The organism is Planctomycetaceae bacterium (genome assembly GCA_039680605.1).
Classification (GTDB): Bacteria; Planctomycetota; Phycisphaerae; order SM23-33; family SM23-33; genus JAJFUU01.
This window is the reverse complement of sequence record JBDKTA010000050.1, coordinates 125,527-141,943: the sequence shown is the minus strand read 5'-3', so window position 1 is coordinate 141,943 and position 16,417 is coordinate 125,527. Positions and strand designations below refer to the sequence as shown.

The 16,417-nt window shown below is 61.5% G+C and carries 12 protein-coding genes and 1 rRNA gene; 8 read left to right on the top strand and 5 right to left on the bottom strand.

From position 1 onward, the window contains the following. Positions 1-318 (top strand): transposase (locus ABFD92_16225; protein ID MEN6506086.1); only part of this gene is annotated, 318 nt, incomplete at its 5' end. Between the two features lie 537 nt (positions 319-855). Here the strand turns inward: ABFD92_16225 and ABFD92_16220 are convergent. The 3 genes from ABFD92_16220 to ABFD92_16210 all read right to left on the bottom strand — a co-directional run bounded on the left by ABFD92_16220 (position 856) and on the right by ABFD92_16210 (position 5,262). Continuing rightward, positions 856-2,418, bottom strand: a 16S ribosomal RNA gene (locus ABFD92_16220). Positions 2,419-3,339: 921 nt separating this feature from the next. Continuing rightward, positions 3,340-4,101: a PEP-CTERM sorting domain-containing protein gene (locus tag ABFD92_16215; protein ID MEN6506085.1), complete on the bottom strand. Its 762-nt coding sequence runs from the start codon at positions 4,099-4,101 to the stop codon at positions 3,340-3,342. A 345-nt stretch (positions 4,102-4,446) separates the two neighbouring features. Continuing rightward, positions 4,447-5,262, bottom strand: a complete 816-nt coding sequence (locus tag ABFD92_16210) for a LamG-like jellyroll fold domain-containing protein (protein MEN6506084.1) — start codon at positions 5,260-5,262, stop codon at positions 4,447-4,449. 149 nt (positions 5,263-5,411) lie between these two features. On the opposite strand from ABFD92_16210, the gene ABFD92_16205 reads away from it, so the two are divergent. Continuing rightward, positions 5,412-6,575 (top strand): substrate-binding domain-containing protein, encoded by a 1,164-nt coding sequence (locus ABFD92_16205; protein MEN6506083.1) that lies wholly within the window; start codon positions 5,412-5,414, stop codon positions 6,573-6,575. A gap of 7 nt (positions 6,576-6,582) precedes the next feature. Here the strand turns inward: ABFD92_16205 and ABFD92_16200 are convergent, their stop codons facing one another. Beyond that, positions 6,583-7,887, bottom strand: coding sequence for a folylpolyglutamate synthase/dihydrofolate synthase family protein (locus ABFD92_16200; protein ID MEN6506082.1), 1,305 nt, complete (start codon positions 7,885-7,887; stop codon positions 6,583-6,585). Between the two features lie 520 nt (positions 7,888-8,407). Between ABFD92_16200 and xylB the strand changes: the two genes are divergently transcribed. The 3 genes from xylB (at position 8,408) to ABFD92_16185 (ending at position 10,845) form a co-directional block, all read left to right on the top strand. Further along, positions 8,408-9,937 carry a xylulokinase gene (gene xylB / locus ABFD92_16195; protein ID MEN6506081.1) on the top strand — a complete coding sequence of 510 codons (1,530 nt, stop codon included), beginning with the start codon at positions 8,408-8,410 and terminating at the stop codon, positions 9,935-9,937. A 205-nt stretch (positions 9,938-10,142) separates the two neighbouring features. Next, positions 10,143-10,685 (top strand): hypothetical protein, encoded by a 543-nt coding sequence (locus ABFD92_16190; GenBank protein ID MEN6506080.1) that lies wholly within the window; start codon positions 10,143-10,145, stop codon positions 10,683-10,685. Further along, positions 10,663-10,845: a hypothetical protein gene (locus tag ABFD92_16185; GenBank protein MEN6506079.1), complete on the top strand. Its 183-nt coding sequence runs from the start codon at positions 10,663-10,665 to the stop codon at positions 10,843-10,845. The genes ABFD92_16190 and ABFD92_16185 overlap by 23 nt, the downstream gene beginning before the upstream one ends. Before the next feature lie 93 nt (positions 10,846-10,938). On the opposite strand, the gene rny is transcribed toward ABFD92_16185, so the two are convergent. After that, the gene (rny, locus tag ABFD92_16180; GenBank protein MEN6506078.1) at positions 10,939-12,543 is read right to left on the bottom strand and encodes a ribonuclease Y; all 1,605 of its coding nucleotides are present in this window, start codon (positions 12,541-12,543) and stop codon (positions 10,939-10,941) included. A 787-nt stretch (positions 12,544-13,330) separates the two neighbouring features. Between rny and ABFD92_16175 the strand changes: the two genes are divergently transcribed. The 3 genes from ABFD92_16175 (at position 13,331) to galK (ending at position 16,403) form a co-directional block, all read left to right on the top strand. Continuing rightward, positions 13,331-14,458: a mechanosensitive ion channel family protein gene (locus ABFD92_16175; GenBank protein MEN6506077.1), complete on the top strand. Its 1,128-nt coding sequence runs from the start codon at positions 13,331-13,333 to the stop codon at positions 14,456-14,458. A gap of 299 nt (positions 14,459-14,757) precedes the next feature. Continuing rightward, positions 14,758-15,135 carry a hypothetical protein gene (locus ABFD92_16170; GenBank protein MEN6506076.1) on the top strand — a complete coding sequence of 126 codons (378 nt, stop codon included), beginning with the start codon at positions 14,758-14,760 and terminating at the stop codon, positions 15,133-15,135. Between the two features lie 86 nt (positions 15,136-15,221). Next, positions 15,222-16,403, top strand: a complete 1,182-nt coding sequence (gene galK, locus ABFD92_16165) for a galactokinase (protein MEN6506075.1) — start codon at positions 15,222-15,224, stop codon at positions 16,401-16,403. Positions 16,404-16,417 lie beyond the last annotated feature (14 nt).

Genomic DNA, 16,417 nt, shown 5'->3' with positions numbered 1-16,417 from the left:
GCGTACTATCTCAAAGAGGACCTGCGACAGTTCTGGGAGCAGCCGGATAAGGCTACGGCCCGCAACTTCCTGTGCGATTGGATTGCCCGAGCGGAGGCCTCCAAGATACTGGTGCTCCAGAAGTTCTCTCGGCTCCTGCGGGCGTACCGATTCGGGCTTCTGGCTTGGTACGACCACCCGATCTCTACCGCCGCGTTGGAAGGAACCAACAACAAGATCAAGACCCTCCAACGCCGTGCCTACGGCTACAGAGACCAGCAGTACTTCACGTTGCGGATCTACGCCCTACACGAAGCAAAGTACGCTTTAGTCGGATGAGCCGGATTTCCTTCCGAAGTGGATTTCCCCGAGTTTCGACAAATCGATGTCGCGAAGTTCGCGCGAGAGACTCCCGCGCGGGTCATTAGGTAACCCGTGTCCGTATCCCGTGAGGATGATGTGATATCCGATGATCACGCTGTTATTACAGGGAGAAGAACGCTTCACCGCAAGCGGATTCAGGGGCGTCTTCTTGCGATTCTTGCGTTCATGCGCGAAAGGGGACGCAACACCGCACGCGGACGCAGTGCGACTTTTCTTGAAGAGAGAACTTTCTGCGCCCGCTTGCGGTGATGCGTTCCTTTGCCCGACGCTGACATGAGCAAGGTTCGTGGGCGCAAAAGAAAACGCCCCGTCCTGGTGGGGACGGAGCGTTTTGGTATAAGTAACAGTGATAGACCGTCTTAATCGCACGTCGCCGTGCGGTCGCCCCTTTCGGGACGAGGTTGTGCTGACACTTTGCCGGTGCAGATCGCTCTGCGTGGCGGAGGTTGTCCCTTTCGGGTTCCGCCGGTCGGCATCTAGAATATCCTCTAGAAAGGAGGTGATCCAGCCGCAGGTTCCCCTACGGCTACCTTGTTACGACTTAGTCCCAGTCACCGATCTTACCTTAGGCACCCCTGAATCGGGGCGACTTCGGGTACTACCAGCTCCCATGACTTGACGGGCGGTGTGTACAAGGCTCAGGAACACATTCACCGTGGCATAGCTGATCCACGATTACTAGCGATTCCAACTTCATGGAGTCGAGTTGCAGACTCCAATCCGAACTGGGGCAAGCTTTTTCCGATTTGCTCCACCTCGCGGTCTTGCGTCGGTTTGTACTCGCCATTGTAGCACGTTTGCAGCCCTGGGCATAAAGGCCATGAGGACTTGACGTCATCCCCACCTTCCTCCGGTTTAACACCGGCAGTCTCGTTAGAGTCCCCGCCATTACGCGCTGGCAACTAACGACAAGGGTTTCGCTCGTTACGGGACTTAACCCAACATCTCACGACACGAGCTGACGACAGCCATGCAGCACCTGTGTACGCTTCACCCCGAAGGGCAACCAATTCTGTTTCCAGGTTGGTATTCGTACATGTCAAGCCCAGGATAAGGTTCTTCGCGTTGCATCGAATTGAGCAACATGCTCCACCGCTTGTGTGAGCCCCCGTCAATTCCTTTGAGTTTTAGCCTTGCGACCGTACTCCCCAGGCGGTCCACTTATCGCTTTTGTTTCGGCCGAAAGCACGTCAGAGTGTCTTCGACCTAGTGGACATCGTTTAGGGCCAGGACTACCGGGGTATCTAATCCCGTTTGCTCCCCTGGCTTTCGCATCTCAGCGTCAGGACAGGCCTAGTACGCCGCTTTCGCCTCTGGCGTTCCTCTTGATATCTACGCATTCCACCGCTCCACCAAGAGTTCCGCGTACCCCTACCTGCCTCAAGTCCGACAGTTCGCCATGCAGTTCCCCGGTTAAGCCGGGGGATTTCACACAGCGCTTGACGGACCGCCTACATGCGCTTTAAGCCCAGTGATTCCGAACAACGCTTGCCACCTTCGTCTTACCGCGGCTGCTGGCACGAAGTTAGCCGTGGCTTCCTCTGGGACTCCTCAACTCAAAGGGATATTATCCCTTCTCACTTGGTGGTCCCTGACAGTAGTTTACACCCCGAAGGGCTTCATCCTACACGCGGCGTCGCTCCGTCAGGCTTGCGCCCATTGCGGAATATTCGTTACTGCAGCCTCCCGTAGGAGTCCGGGCAGTGTCTCAGTCCCGATGCGCCGGGTCAACCTCTCAGTCCCGGTACCCGTCGTCGCCTTGGTGAGCCGTTACCTCGCCAACTAGCTGATAGGACATGGGCCGCTCCCAAACCGGTAGGTCCCGAAGGATCCCCACCCTTTGACCGCTGTGCCCTGCGACACTGTGGTCTCATTGAGTATTACCTGCGGTTTCCCGCAGCTATCCTCATGTTCGGGGTACGTTACCCATGTATTCCTCGCCCTTTCGCCACTAAAATGCAGCACTAGTAAACTAGCATTGCATTCCCGTGCGACTTGCATGTTTTAGCCACGCCGCCAGCGTTCGATCTGAGCCAGGATCAAACTCTTCGGTTAGAAGTTCATCAAGGTCCGGCGAACCGGACCAGGATTGTTTGACTCTGGTTTGGTGGGTCTATTTTGGGGCGACCCACCTGGCCGGTCTCGACCCGAAGGCCTCGACCAGACAAAACTCAAAATCCTCAACTGGTTGCCTAACAAGTTAGGCTTGCTGTCACGGAGGATTCTGAGCCGGCCGCCCGCTCGCAAGTGGAGCGGCCGTTCATCATCTTGTGTCCCGCCTGTCCAAACCGTGACGGCTTGGGCCTGCGGGTCACATCCTCGTGACGGCACTATCACTGTTTACTTTTCAAGGATCATTCTCGACTGGCCTATCGCCAAGTCGAACTCATCAAGAGCGACGCATTGTACCTGTTCTATTCCCCCACGCAATACCCTGCATCGGATTTTTGAAAAAATATTTTCAACGGCCGCAGACGCGACCGCAGCCAAGCAAACCTCATCGATTCGCCAAGCTCATCTTACCGCGGAATTATAGTCTTTTTCCGCAAGCGAGTCAAGCGCCGCAACCCGCATATAGTCATACGCCGACGGCGAAAAAGTGTTCGACGTTATTGGAATCTCTTACCACTCTTGCCATCCGAATGACAGAGTGGCGCCCAGGAGATTATACATATGCCTTCTGTTCGGGCGGCCGAATTGTTTCGGGAAAATTCCTGTTCGCGACCCATTGGGATACGCGCCCGATGCGATATGCTCCATGCCGTCTGGGCGGTACTGGACCATTTCAGCGAGTCTGGAGCGGTGCCTGAACCGCTGACGTTGAGCCTGCTGCTATGCGGCTGCATGACCCTGTTGGCCCGCCGACGCCGGACCGGCGGGTAAATGGAAAAGGCGGCAGGAACAAACGCTCCTGCCGCCTTGGTATTTTCAGCGAGACCGTCAGGCAAGTTCATGCCCGACGCCGAAAGTTTGCACTCAGGAGATGCGCCTGCGCTTCAACAGGGCCGTTAGGCCGCCCACAACCAGCAGGCTCACCGTCGCCGGCTCGGGGATGATGTCGACCGTGACGCCGCCGATATCCACATAGGCACCGGAATTGGCGGCCGCGACTATGAATACGTCGCCGGCTGCACCGGTGATGTCCCAGAAGTACCAGTCGATCTGTGCATTGGCGGCGGTCGGAGCGACGGTATCGGCAATCGCGCCGTCAGAAGTCTTGACGGTCAAATCCGCGGCAAATTCACCCTGGTTCTGCCCGTCAATCCACACGCCCAGACGGAACGTCGCCGCACTGGTCAGCGTAATGCGCACGAAGTCGTTGGAGAACCCGTTGGCGCTCCACATGCCGCCGTAGCCGAAGGTTCCCTCTTCCACGGGGTTGTCCATAGGGTTGTACCATTGCCCGTCGTTGAAGTCGCCAAAGACGCCGCCCCAGTCGGTGTGTGCCCATTCCAGGGTCGCCACGGAGGGGTTCAGCCGGTACGGCTCGCTGGACGTGTTGTTATAGGCCTTTGCCGGCATCGTCCCGGTGTGATAGTCGAAGATGGGCATCAAGTACCCGGCCGTGCCGTAGACGTTGTCGCTGTCGAGATCCAACGGCTTGGCGACGCTCGTCGTCCGCCAGGCGCCTTTGGTTCCGTCGACGTCGGCGCCGACATAGCTGATCGTCGCCGCCTGGACCGTACCGGCCAGGCTCACCGCCAGAACCAGTGCCATTGCCACATGGAATTGCCTCATCATCTTCTCCTTTGTATTGCCGCAGCGCCACGACTCAATCGCGGAAGCATGTCGGCTACCTCTATGCTCGTTTTAAAGAAGGGGGCGTCCAATCGCGGCCAAATAGGCGGCCGTGATCCTTCATGGACAGCCACTATTGTAATGCGTTGTCCAGGAAAATCAAGGACGTTATCTGGAAATACAGTGGTATATTTTTGGCAAGACTACTGCGGCACCATCATGTGGCACAAATTCACGACACAACAATAACAACGGGCGGCGCGTCGTTTCCGACGGCCGCCCGTTGAGGCTGCACCCAGTACTGATTACCGATGGCCAATTACCGCCTATTGCCATTCGACGCGCTCACGATCTCCGACGTCGAATCAGCGCCGCCACGCCGCCCACAACCAGCAGGCTCATCGTGGCTGGCTCTGGGATGGGGCTGTAGATGTCGGAGATATTGAAGTTGCCCTGGTCGAACGTGAAGACGCGCAGTTCGTCCATGCCGCCCATCCACTGGTTGCCCGCAGTGTTATTGCTCACGGTGCCGATGAACAGGTAGGACTGGCGGCCGGTCACATAGTTTGCATTTCGACTCAACGTCGCGAGCGGTTGACCGTTAATGTAGAGTTGCATGTTGTTGTTGCCGTTGTACACGAATGCCGCATGCACCCAGGTGTCGAACAGGCTGTTGTCGACGGAGACCGTCTGGGCCCCGACTCCCGCCATGGACCACATAAAATTGTCGGTAGAAACTCGTTGCATGCCCATGCTGTTGTTCAAGCTGCCGTTCGACATGATATTGCTGGTGGGACGCCCCGCGTCCGCCTTGGCGTTTGCGGCTGCAAGCGTGGGCATCTTCAGCCAGACGTCCATGCCCCAGTTGGTCGTCCCAAGAACACCAGTGCCAATGCCGGGGTTCACATACCAAAGGGATTTTTCAGTATCGAGATACTTCGTGCTGCCCATGGCGCCGGTGTCGCCCTCCACGATGGAGAAGGTAGTGCCGATCTCCCGCACGGCGTTGGGACCGCCCATCGCATCTTTCAGTGCCGTAAGGGGAGTGTCGCCGTCTTCGCCCATATGGAATTGAGCCACCGTGCTAACGGCCGCCGAGGCCGCTCCGGCCAGTGCAAGAATACCCGCTGCCACCACTGCCATCATTGCAGAACGCTTCATGTCGAAGTCCTCTCTATAGGAGAGCCACAATCGGCTCTGACCATTCCTTACTTTGAACTGCACGGGTCCCTATTGTATGACATCCTTCTTTCTGGTAAAGAATCACATATGGAACACCGATGTATCATCTATAGCAAGCATCGGCAGCCATGAAATCCGCCCCTCGCAACATCCAGCGCATCCTGCTGGCCGGAAACGACCGCGACGACGTCCGCCGTGGCGTCTGCGACTATGCCCAGAAGGCCGGATGGGTCGTCATCCTCGGCGAGCCGCCCAAGGACCAGCCCCGACAGACCGCCGAGTTCTGGTCGGTCGCCGGGATCATCGTTAGATCAGTCAACAGCGACAATCGCCCGTGGATCAGCACCCGGCTGCCCGTGATCGGCCTGGGACCGCACCTCAAGGGCGGCATCATGGTCGCCCCCGACGACGGCGCCGTCGGGCATCTGGCCGCCGAGCATTTTGTCCAAGAGCGTTTCACGCACCTGGCGTACTGCTACGTGGGCGACTTCCTGTGGGTCAACCAACAGCGGGCGGGATTCGAGAAGGCCGCCCGGCAGGCCGGCAAGCAGTTCCACCTGCTGGACTGGCCCGCCAGCGGCACCGCTCGCCACGGGTACAGCTCGCGCGCGTTTCGGCACTGGCTGGCGAGGGAGTTGTCTGCCCTGCCCAAGCCGCTGGGGCTGCTGCTGGACAGCGACTGGACTGCCGTCGACGCCCTCGATGCATGCATGGAAGCGGGGCTGGCGGTGCCCGAAGAGGTGGCGCTGATCGGCGTGGGGGACTGCCTGGAGATCTGCCGCGCCACGCCCGTTCCGCTGTCGAGCGTGCGCGTGGACGGCTACCGGCAGGGCTACCGGGCGGCCGAACTGCTGGACGAGCGGATGAGCGGGCGGCACATCCCCCGCCAGCACGTGCTGATCCCGCCGCCGGGCATCAGCGTCCGTCAGAGCAGCAACATCATCGCCGTGCCGCACCTGCCGACGGCCCGGGCCCTGCGATACGTCTGGGACCACCTTGCCGACAGCGCCCTGACCAGCGACGAGGTGGCCGCAGCCGTCGGGCTCTCGCGGCGTTCGCTGGACATGTACTTTATCAAGCACCTCGGTCGACCGGTGGCGAGGGAGATCAGCGAGGCGCGCCTCACGCAGGCGAGAATTCTGCTGGACACCACGAACAAGTCCCTGGCGCGGATTGCCCGAGAGACAGGTTTCAGTTGTGCTCTGCACTTGCGCCGCACCTTCAACCGCTCCCAGAGCACGCCCCTGCACATGTGGCGAAAGGCAGCCCGCGCCACGGCGCGGGCATCTTGACCGACATCTAGTTCTTGAGCAGGCGTTTGGCTTCGCCGACGAGATAGAACGACCCGCAGACGCAGATCAGATCTTCGCGGGTGACGGCGCTGGAGGCGATCTCCAGGGCAGTCGAGAGTGTCTGGGCGATCTGGGCCTCGCGGCCGGTGCAGGCAGCGTATTTTTCGGCCAGATCTTCGGGCAAGGCGGCGCGGGCGTTTTCGCGGGCGCGGGTGAAGATGACCTTGTCGGCCCCGGTGGCGACCTGGGCGATCATGCCGGCGATGTCTTTGTCAGCGGCGCATCCGAAGATCATCACCATCGAGTCGTACGGGATGTGCTGCCCGATGGCGCGCATCAGGGCCGAGATGCTCGCGGCGTTGTGCGCGCCGTCGACGAGAATGTGCGGATCGGTGGAAATCTGCTCCATGCGCCCCGGCACGTACACGTCGGCCAGACCGGAGACCGCCTTGGCGTCTTCAATTTTCATTCCGGAGGCTTTGAGCTGGTCCAGCAGCGCCAAGGCCAGACCGCAGTTGACGGCCTGGTGCTCGCCCAGCAACGGCACGGTGAGGTGCTCGAAGCGGCTGCGCGGAGTGGTGAGGCAGACGCGGGTCTGGCAGCCCGCCGTGCGCGAGGACTCGACGCGGTAGGAGAACTCGATCTCGTCGCCGGTGAAGACCAGCGGGATGTTGCCTTCTTTAGCCGCCCGCTTGAGGGCGCGCTTGGCCTCGGGCACCTGCGGGACGGAGATTGCCACCGTGCCTCGCTTGAAGATGCCGGCCTTTTCCGTGGCGATGGCGGCCAGCGTATTACCGAGCTGGTCCATGTGGTCGTATGAGATGCTGGTGATGCCGCAGACCGCGGGCTTGAGCACGTTGGTGCTGTCCAGCCGCCCGCCCAGGCCGGTCTCGACGACGGCCACGGCGACCTTCTGGGCAGCAAAGTGCATGAACGCCATGGCAGTGAAGATTTCGAAGAAGGTCGGTTTATCGTCCATCTTCTCGATGACCGGCTCGAAGCGGCAGATCAGGCTGGTCAGGTCGGCTCGCGAGATCATGTCGCCGTTGACGCGGATGCGTTCGCGGATGTCGACGATGTGCGGCGAGGTGTAGAGTCCGACCTTATGGTCGCACGAGGCCAGCATGTGCGCCAACATCGTGGCGGTGGAGCCTTTGCCCTTGGTGCCGGCGATATGCACACACTGCAGATCGCGGTGCGGGTCGCCCACGGCCTTGAGAAGGTTCCGCATCCGGTTGAGGTTGAAGGTATCGGCGTTGTACCGCACCCGGCGCATCTGCTCGTAGTCCGTCTGCGAAAAAAGGTATTTCAATGCGGATTCGTACGTCCGCAGAGCCTTCTTTGCCGGCCCCGACGATGCCTTCGGCCCCTTTTTGGTCCCTTGGCGCTTATTGGAGGTTGTAGTCAGCATATTTCGACGCATCATACTTCCTGAAAGGGGCAAAGTCAAGCTTGAGGCCGAATTCAACAAAAATTGAGCCTTTCCATGGCCTAAAACGTGGGTAAAAACCCTCAAAAGCAACCAACAGGCTCGTTTTTCAAACATATATATTGCTTTTCAAACTAAGACCAAAGGTTCCAGCGACAGGCACAGAGATGGGAATACTCTCTTAGACGGACCATGCGAATCTCCTTTTTGACTCAGCCGCAGAGCTCGCTCAGGACGCTGAGGAAAGAGTCCTTCCCTGTCTTCCTCTGAACCTCTGCGCCCCTGTGTCGCAATTCCGTTGAGATTCGCCCGAAACTGAAATGGGTTGGTTCTTGAAGCGCCGCAACGAAAATGATAGATAAAGCCGTTCAAGGCACTAATCCCGAAAGGCAGAAAAATACAAATGCAATACTTCCTCGGTATCGACGTGGGCACCAGCGGAACCAAGTCGCTGATCATGGACGCGCGGGCCAAGGTACTCGCCACGGCCACGGCTGAGCACCCTATTTACGCCCCCAAGCCCGGATGGAGCGAACAGAAGCCCGAGCAATGGTGGGACTCGACTGTCGCGTCAGTGCGGGTCGTCATCAAGAAGGCCAAGATCGATGCCAAGTCCATCGCGGCGATCGGGTTCTCCGGTCAGATGCACGGGCTGGTGATTACCGACGCGGCCGGCAAGGTGCTGCGCCCCAGCCTGATCTGGAACGACCAGCGCACGGCAGTCGAGGCCGGCGAGATCGAAGCGGCCGTCGGCGGCAAGAAGAACCTCATCAAGCTCGTGGGCAACCAGGCCCAGACCTCCTTCACGCTGACCAAGCTGATGTGGGTGCGCAAGCACGAGCCGAAGATCTACGACCGCATCAAGCACTTCCTGCTGCCCAAGGACTACATCCGCCTGAAGATGACCGGCGAGTATGTCGGCGACGTCTCCGACATGTCCGGAACGCTCATGCTCGACCAGCGCAAGCGCGCCTGGTCGAAGGAGATCATCTCGAAATTCCAGATCGACGCCAGCATCCTGCCCCCGCTGGTCGAGAGCCATGAAGTCACCGGCAAGCTGACGGCGGCCGCCGCGGCGGAACTGGGTATGGCTGCGGGTACGCTGGTGACCGGCGGTGGCGGCGACCAGCCTGTCGGCGCCGTGGGCAACGGCGTGGTGACTGCCGGGCTGACCAGCGCCAGCATGGGCACCAGCGGCGTGGTCTTCACGCACGCAAAGGAATATGCCACCGATCCTGAAAGCCGCGTCGGCACATTCTGCGCCTCGGTAGCCGGCGAATACTGCATGTTCGGCTGTATTCTGTCGGCCGGCGGCAGCTATCAGTGGTTCCGCAACGTGCTGGGGGCGTCTGAGATCGCCCAGGCAAAGAAGCAAGGCTTGGATCCCTACGAACTGCTGACCGCCCAGGCAAAGCAGGCTCCGGCGGGCTGCGAGGGGCTGTTCTTCCTGCCGTATCTGACCGGCGAGCGGACGCCCCACGGCGACCCCAACGCCAAGGCGTGCTGGATCGGCATCCACAGCCGCACGACGCGCAGCGAACTGGTGCGTTCGGTGCTCGAGGGCGTGACCTTTGCCATGAACGACGCGGTGACGCTGCTGCGCAAGCAGGTCGGCACGATCAGCCAGGTGCGTCTGTCCGGCGGCGGCGCCCGCAGCGAGTTCTGGCGCCAACTCCAGGCCGACATCTACGGCGCCCCCTGCGCGACGATCAACTGCCACGAAGGTCCGGCCTACGGGGCCGCCTTGCTGGCATCGGTCGGCGGCGGCGCGTTCAAGGACATCCGCCAGGCCTGCACCGCGGGCATCAAAGTCACCCGCACCGTCAAGCCCAACGCCAAGAGCAAGGCGCTGTACGCCAAGCTCTACACGCAATACGCCGCCCTGTACCCGGCGCTGAAGGACCAGTTCGCCAGCATCGCGAAACTGCATTGAGAGGGGTTCGTCGAAGCGGTCTCGACGCAGAGATCGCACAGACCGCGGAGAAGCAGGTAAACAGACCGGACGCCTCACAGCAGGCTTGTTGTGAGGCGTCCTTTGCCAATTCTAATTCCTTTGCCCCCCGCCTCGGCGGCGGGTATGCTTTGTGACAACGGGGAGAGCAAGTGCCTCCTCCATAGCCTGGCCAAAGGAGATACCGATGAGCGCGAACAATCCCGGTTCGATTCCTCCTCCTGCTCCTGTGGTTTATTCTGCCCAGAATTATCGAGACGGCCTGGGGCGCCCGACGCAGACACGCGCGGAACGACTGGCCAAGTTGCGCAAGGTCGGTCTGGTGATGTTGGCGATCATGGCCACGGTGCTGGCGGTGGCCGGAGCGCTGGGCAGCATCAAGTGGAACAACGCCCTGACGGAGATGCTATATCCTTCCCAAGGCCAGCGGTTCGGCGGAGCGGCGCTGAATCTCAGCAGCGGGCTGATATTCTGGATCGCCCTGATCGGCGTGTATCTGCCCGCACGGTGGGGGCTCAAGCTCAACATCATCGGCTGCCTGTGGTACCTGGTGGGCACGATCCTGCTCGAAGCGTTCGACCCGGGCAAGATTGTCTGGAGCGAATCGATCTCCGACATCGTGTTCTGGGGAACCTTCCCGATCATCCAGATCGTCTGCCTGGTGATAGGGTCAAGCCACAATCCCACGCTCGTCGGAGGCGACGACAATGCCCAACCCTCGCAAGCTTGACACAATCGTTCTGGCGGCAGCGATCCTGGCGGCGGCGGTGTTTCTCACCGGCGCCATCCTCGCCTTGGCAGACTGCATGACCGGCGTGACCAAAGGCATGCTCATCGCCAGCGCCCCGGTTCTGGTGGTATGCGGTGCCGTCTACGTCGCCCGGCGATAAGGGTCATACAGAAAAAAGATGCCTCACAGCACGCTTGCTGTGAGGCGTCTTTCGATTACGGTGGTTCCTGATTCCGGCTTACTGATTACTGCTCTACCTGGCGTACTCCACGCAACGCACTTCACGCACCAGGGTGATGCGAACTTCGCCGGGGTATTCCATCTCTTCCTCGATCCGGCGGGCGATGTCGCGGGCGATCTTGCTCGAGAGGCGGTCGTCGACGTTTTCGGCATCGACCATCACGCGCACCTCGCGACCGGCCTGGATGGCGTAGGCCTGCTTGACGCCTTCGAACGCCGTGGCGATCTCTTCGAGCTTCTGGAGACGCTGCACGTATCGCTCGAGCATCTCGCGCCGGGCACCGGGGCGTGAGGCGCTGATGGCGTCGGCGGCCGCCACGATCGGGGTGTAGTAGCTCTCGACGGCCGTATCGCCGTGGTGGGCGGCCGAGGCATTGACGATTTCGTCTTTCTCGCCGTATCGTTTAAGCAGGTCGGCGCCGATCTGCGGGTGTCCGCCCTCGACCTCGTGATCGACGGCCTTGCCGATATCGTGGAGCAGTCCGGCGCGGCGGGCGATGGTGCCATTGAGGCCGAGGTCCTCGGCGATCATTCCGGCCAGATACGCCACTTCCATCGAGTGCTGCAGGACATTCTGCCCGTAGCTGGTACGGTAGCTCAGGCGCCCGAGCAGCTCGACGAGCTTGTTATGCAGCCCGCGGACCTTGGCCTCGACGACGGCGGCCTTGCCGCGCTCGACGATGAGTTTCCGCACTTCCTTATCGGTGGCGGCGACGACTTCCTCAATGCGGGCGGGGTGGATGCGTCCGTCGACGATGAGTTTCTCCAGGGCCTTGCGTGCGATCTCGCGCCGCACGGGGTCGAACGCCGACACCACCACCGCCCCGGGCGTGTCGTCAACGATGACGTCGACGCCGGTGGCGTTTTCGAAGGCGCGGATGTTGCGGCCTTCACGGCCGATGACGCGTCCCTTCATGTCGTCGGAGGGGATGGTAACCGTCGAGACGGTGGCCTCGGCGGTGTGGTCGGCGGCGTATCGCTGGATGGCGGTGATGAGGATTTCGCGGGCCTGTTCCTCGGCGGTCTCTTTGGCGGCGTCGAGGCGCTGCTGGATGAGCTGGGCCGACTCGGTCTCCATTTCCTTGGCGACCTGTTCCAGGACGTGGCGCTGGGCCTCTTCCTTGGACATCTGGGCGACCTTCATCAGTTGCGTGCGCTGCTGGGCGATGAGCTCGTTGAGCTGTCGGTCCTTTTTGGTCAAGGCCTGCTCGCGTTCGACCAGGGCCTTCTGGCTGGTCTCGAGCATGCGTTCCTTGGTGTTGACGGTTTCGAGCTTCTGGTCGAGCGTGTCTTCGCGTTTGGCGAGGCGTTTTTCCTCTTCGCGGAGCTGGCGGCGGGTGGCCTCGGTTTCGGCGTCAAACTCTTCGCGGCGCTGGAGCGACTGGGTCTTGGCGGTGGCCTCGGCTTTGGCGATGATCTCCTGGGCTTTGGCTTCGGCGGCTTTTCGGATGGCGTCAAACTCGGCCATCTGCCCGGCGTGGCGGGCCCGCTCGATGATCTTCATGATGATGGCGGTGATGATGACCGATAGGATGGCGGCAGCGAACGCCAGCGCGACGACCATGGGCGCCGCGGTATCGGCCAGCATGGCCAGGGTGGGAGGGGTCGATTCAATCATGGGCGCGTCCCTTTCAAGTCAAGGCAGCGCGCCGAGGCCAGTGCAGTCCCCGATCCGACAGCGATTTTCGCGTTTGATCCGGCAGGGTCTTCTAGAGCAGCGCCCGGCGAAGCTCTCGCCGCCGCAAATCGGCCGATTCAGGCCCGGGACGAACACCCCGCTGCCACAGTGTCGGCTTACCGCTCATGTTGGAACCCATTCGTAAAACCACGCCAGGATTGCTCATGCGAAAGTTTATGGCCCGAAGGCCCCGCCCGCCGGCCCCGTGACCGCTGCGGACGATGATCGACGCCCCACGCAGCGACATCCTTTTATACAGCTTTCAGGGTCCCCTTGCGGGGCGATGCCGCCAACGCCTTCCCTGAGGGACGGGCGCCGCTGTCGGACGGCCGGCACAAAGAAAACTTCAACCTCGGCCGCCACATCAAGTCTCATCGGCGCCGGCGGCGACATTGCCGACGGCCCCTTTGAGCTAGGTATCAACCGTATGATACCGGTTGATGGGCGGGACCGTCAAGATCGAACTTTTCGCCCCGTAGCACGGGCGTCCCGCCCGTGAGTTCCAGGGGCATCTTGCCCGTGGTAAGCCCAGGGATACCTCAGTCACAGGGAAAGCCGCGGCGGAGGCACCAAGTATTTATCAAAGCCGTTGTGTGGCTTTATAAATACTTGCGATGGCAGGGATACATGGCCTCTGCGTAACTGAGCATATAAATAGACACTTGACGATGACAGGCCCTCCCGCAGCGATTATAGTCTAAGGCCGGGCCAATAGGAGCAACTGGATTTGCATTACCAATTTCTGGGCAATGAGCTGTGGCGTTGGGCGATGCTGCTGGGGATGATTTTGCTGAGCCTGGTCGTCGGCAAGATCGTCTCGGTGGTGCTGACCCGCCACGGGCGATGGTTGAGCGGTGGGCGGCTGCACCTGCTGGGGATGCTGCTGACGAGCGTGGCGCGCCCGGCGGTGATGCTGACGCTGGCCGGCGGGCTGTACCTGGCGGGGCAGTTCATGATCCTGACGTGGGTGCGCCCCACCCTCACCGCGACAGGCCCGGCCGAGACGCTCGCGTCGCTGCGACCGTTCTGGAACCATACCTGCGCCGCCATAGCGGCCATCGGCGTCTCGTGGATCGTCTTTAGCCTCGTCGACATCGTCGCGTACGTGCTGCACAGGCACGCCTCCCGCAGCGAAACGATGCTCGACGTGCAGATCGTCCCGCTGATCCGCAAGGCCCTGCGGGTGTTCGTCATCATCGTCGCCGTCATCTTTATCGCCCAGAATATCTTTGAACTGGAGATCGGCCCGCTGCTGGCCGGGCTGGGCGTGGGCGGCTTGGCCTTCGCCCTGGCGGCCAAAGACATGCTGGCCAACTTTTTCGGGTCGGTCACGATCTTCACCGACCGCCCCTTCTCCCTGGGCCATCGCATCGTCATTAAGGGCTATGACGGAACGGTCGAGGAAGTGGGCTTTCGCTCGACCCGCATCCGAACGCTGGAGGGCAACCTCGTGACCGTGCCCAACTCGCTGGTCGCCAGCGAGCCGGTGGAGAACATCGGCAGCCGCCGGTCGATCCGGCGGTTGTTGAACGTCACGATCCCCTACGACACGCCGCCGCAGAAAGTGCAGCGGGCGGTGGAGATCCTCCGCGAGATGCTCCAGCGGCGCAGCGACAGTTTCCCGCCGGACCTTCCGCCGCGGGCGTACTTCAACGAGTTCAACGCAACCAGCCTGAACATCATCGTGCTGTACTGGTTCACCCCGCCGGACTGGTGGCAGTACCTCGAATTCAACCACGACTTCAACATGGAACTGCTGCGCCGCTACAACGACGAAGGCATCGAGTTCGCCTTCCCCACGCAAACGCTGCATGTCAAGAGCGACCCCCAGAAAGACCCGCAACGCGACCCTTGAGGTCTCGCGATCATGAGCCAGCGCAACGGCTTTGGGCACTATGTTCTGGTGGTTCGCAAGCAACTACGGCCGCGACTGGTGCGGCGCGGGGGTGAACCAGTCGCCCGCTAACGGCCCATCGCTGACCAGGTCCAACGTCACGCGGCAGGGCTCGGGGTTGAGCCACGCTGGGGCGCGAGCAGTACGATTGGCTCAAGAGCACGCTGGAAAGCAGCAAAGCGAAATGGAAGTTCGTCTTCTGCCACCAACTCGTTGGCGGAGCCGACGAGGCCGGGCGCGGCGGCGGCGAGGCCGCGGGCTTGTATGAGTGGGGCGGCGCCAACCCCGACGGCACGCGCGGCTTTGAGAAGAACCGCCCCGGCTGGCCCATGCCCATTCACGACTTGCTGGTCAAGAACCACGTGACGATCTTCTTCCACGGCCACGACCACTTCTACGCCAAGCAGGACCTCGATGGCATAGTTTACCAACTGGTCCCCCAGCCCGCCTGCCCCGTCGGTCGCACCGCCAACGGCGCCAGATACGGTTATGCAAAAGGCGTGATCAAACCCAGCTCCGGATACCTGCGAGTGAAAGTCATGCCCTCGCAAGTGCATGTGCAATACGTTCAGTCCGGCAATGACTCCGCCGGCGCCGCCCGCGAGGCCCACAGCTATCAACTCCAGACTCGGCCGTAGCCGCCGCAGACAGTCGTACCAGACATCTTCGGACGATTCCCGTGCGAGTTGACACGCGCAGCGGAGGCTTGTACGCTCCTGCGACTATGAGCACAGACGTACATGCATTGCAGCAACGGTTTGAAGAACAGTACGGCCGCCCGCCGGCAGGCGTCGTCCGCGCGCCGGGGCGGGTGAACCTCATCGGCGAACATACAGACTACAACGACGGGTTCGTCCTGCCCATCGCCATCAACCGCAGCACGCTGGCGGCATGGGCGCCCAGAGAGGGATCGACGATCCGATTGGCCTCGACGCAGAGCGACCACCCTGCCGTTGTCGAATTGTCCAACGTTCGCAAGGGCGATCCGGCATGGGCAAACTATCCGCGCGGCGTGATCGCCGGCTTGCTGGCCGCGGGCGTCAAGCTCGGCGGGGCGGATCTGTTCTTCGACAGCGACGTGCCGCTGGGCGGCGGGCTGTCGTCGTCGGCCTCGCTGGAGGTGGCTACCGCGCTTGCGCTGCTGGCCGCCGCCGGTGGGAAGATGGGAGACCGGACGCTGGCCTTGCTATGCCAGAAGGCCGAGCACGATTTTGCCGGCACGCCATGCGGGATCATGGACCAGTCCATCGCCATCATGGGCCGCGCCGGACACGCCCTGCTGCTGGACTGCCGCAGCGGCGCCGTCGAGCAGGTGCCCTTCGACGACCCGACCAAGGTGTTGCTGGTGGCCGACACGCAGGTCAAGCACGAACTCTCCGACGGCGGATACGCCGCCCGCCGCGACCAGTGCTACGCCGCGGCTGCAAAGCTCGGCGTCAAAATGCTCCGCGACGTGACGCCGGCGCAGATCGAAGAAGCCGCGGCCGCCGGCACGCTCCAAGGCAAAGAACTCCGCCGCGCCCGCCACGCCGTCGGCGAGATCGCCCGCACCGTTGACGCCGTCGCCGCCCTCAAGGCCGGCGACTACACCACCTTCGGTAGACTGATGTACGCCTCACACGAGTCGCTGGCCGGCGACTACGACGTAAGCTGCGAAGAACTCGACACCATCGTAGCCTCAGCCGCCAAGTGCTCCGGCGTGTACGGGGCAAGAATGACCGGCGGAGGCTTCGGCGGCTGCGCGATCATTCTGGCCGACGCTGCCGCCGCCGATGCGGTATGCGAGAAGGTGGTGGATGATTTCGAGCGACAGTTCAATCGCCGCTGCCCGATCTTCGCCACAGTCGCCTGTGCAGGTGCGCAGGATCTCAATGGCGATGCGCATGAGCGTGAAAGAGGCCTGTAATCATGAGGATGCGA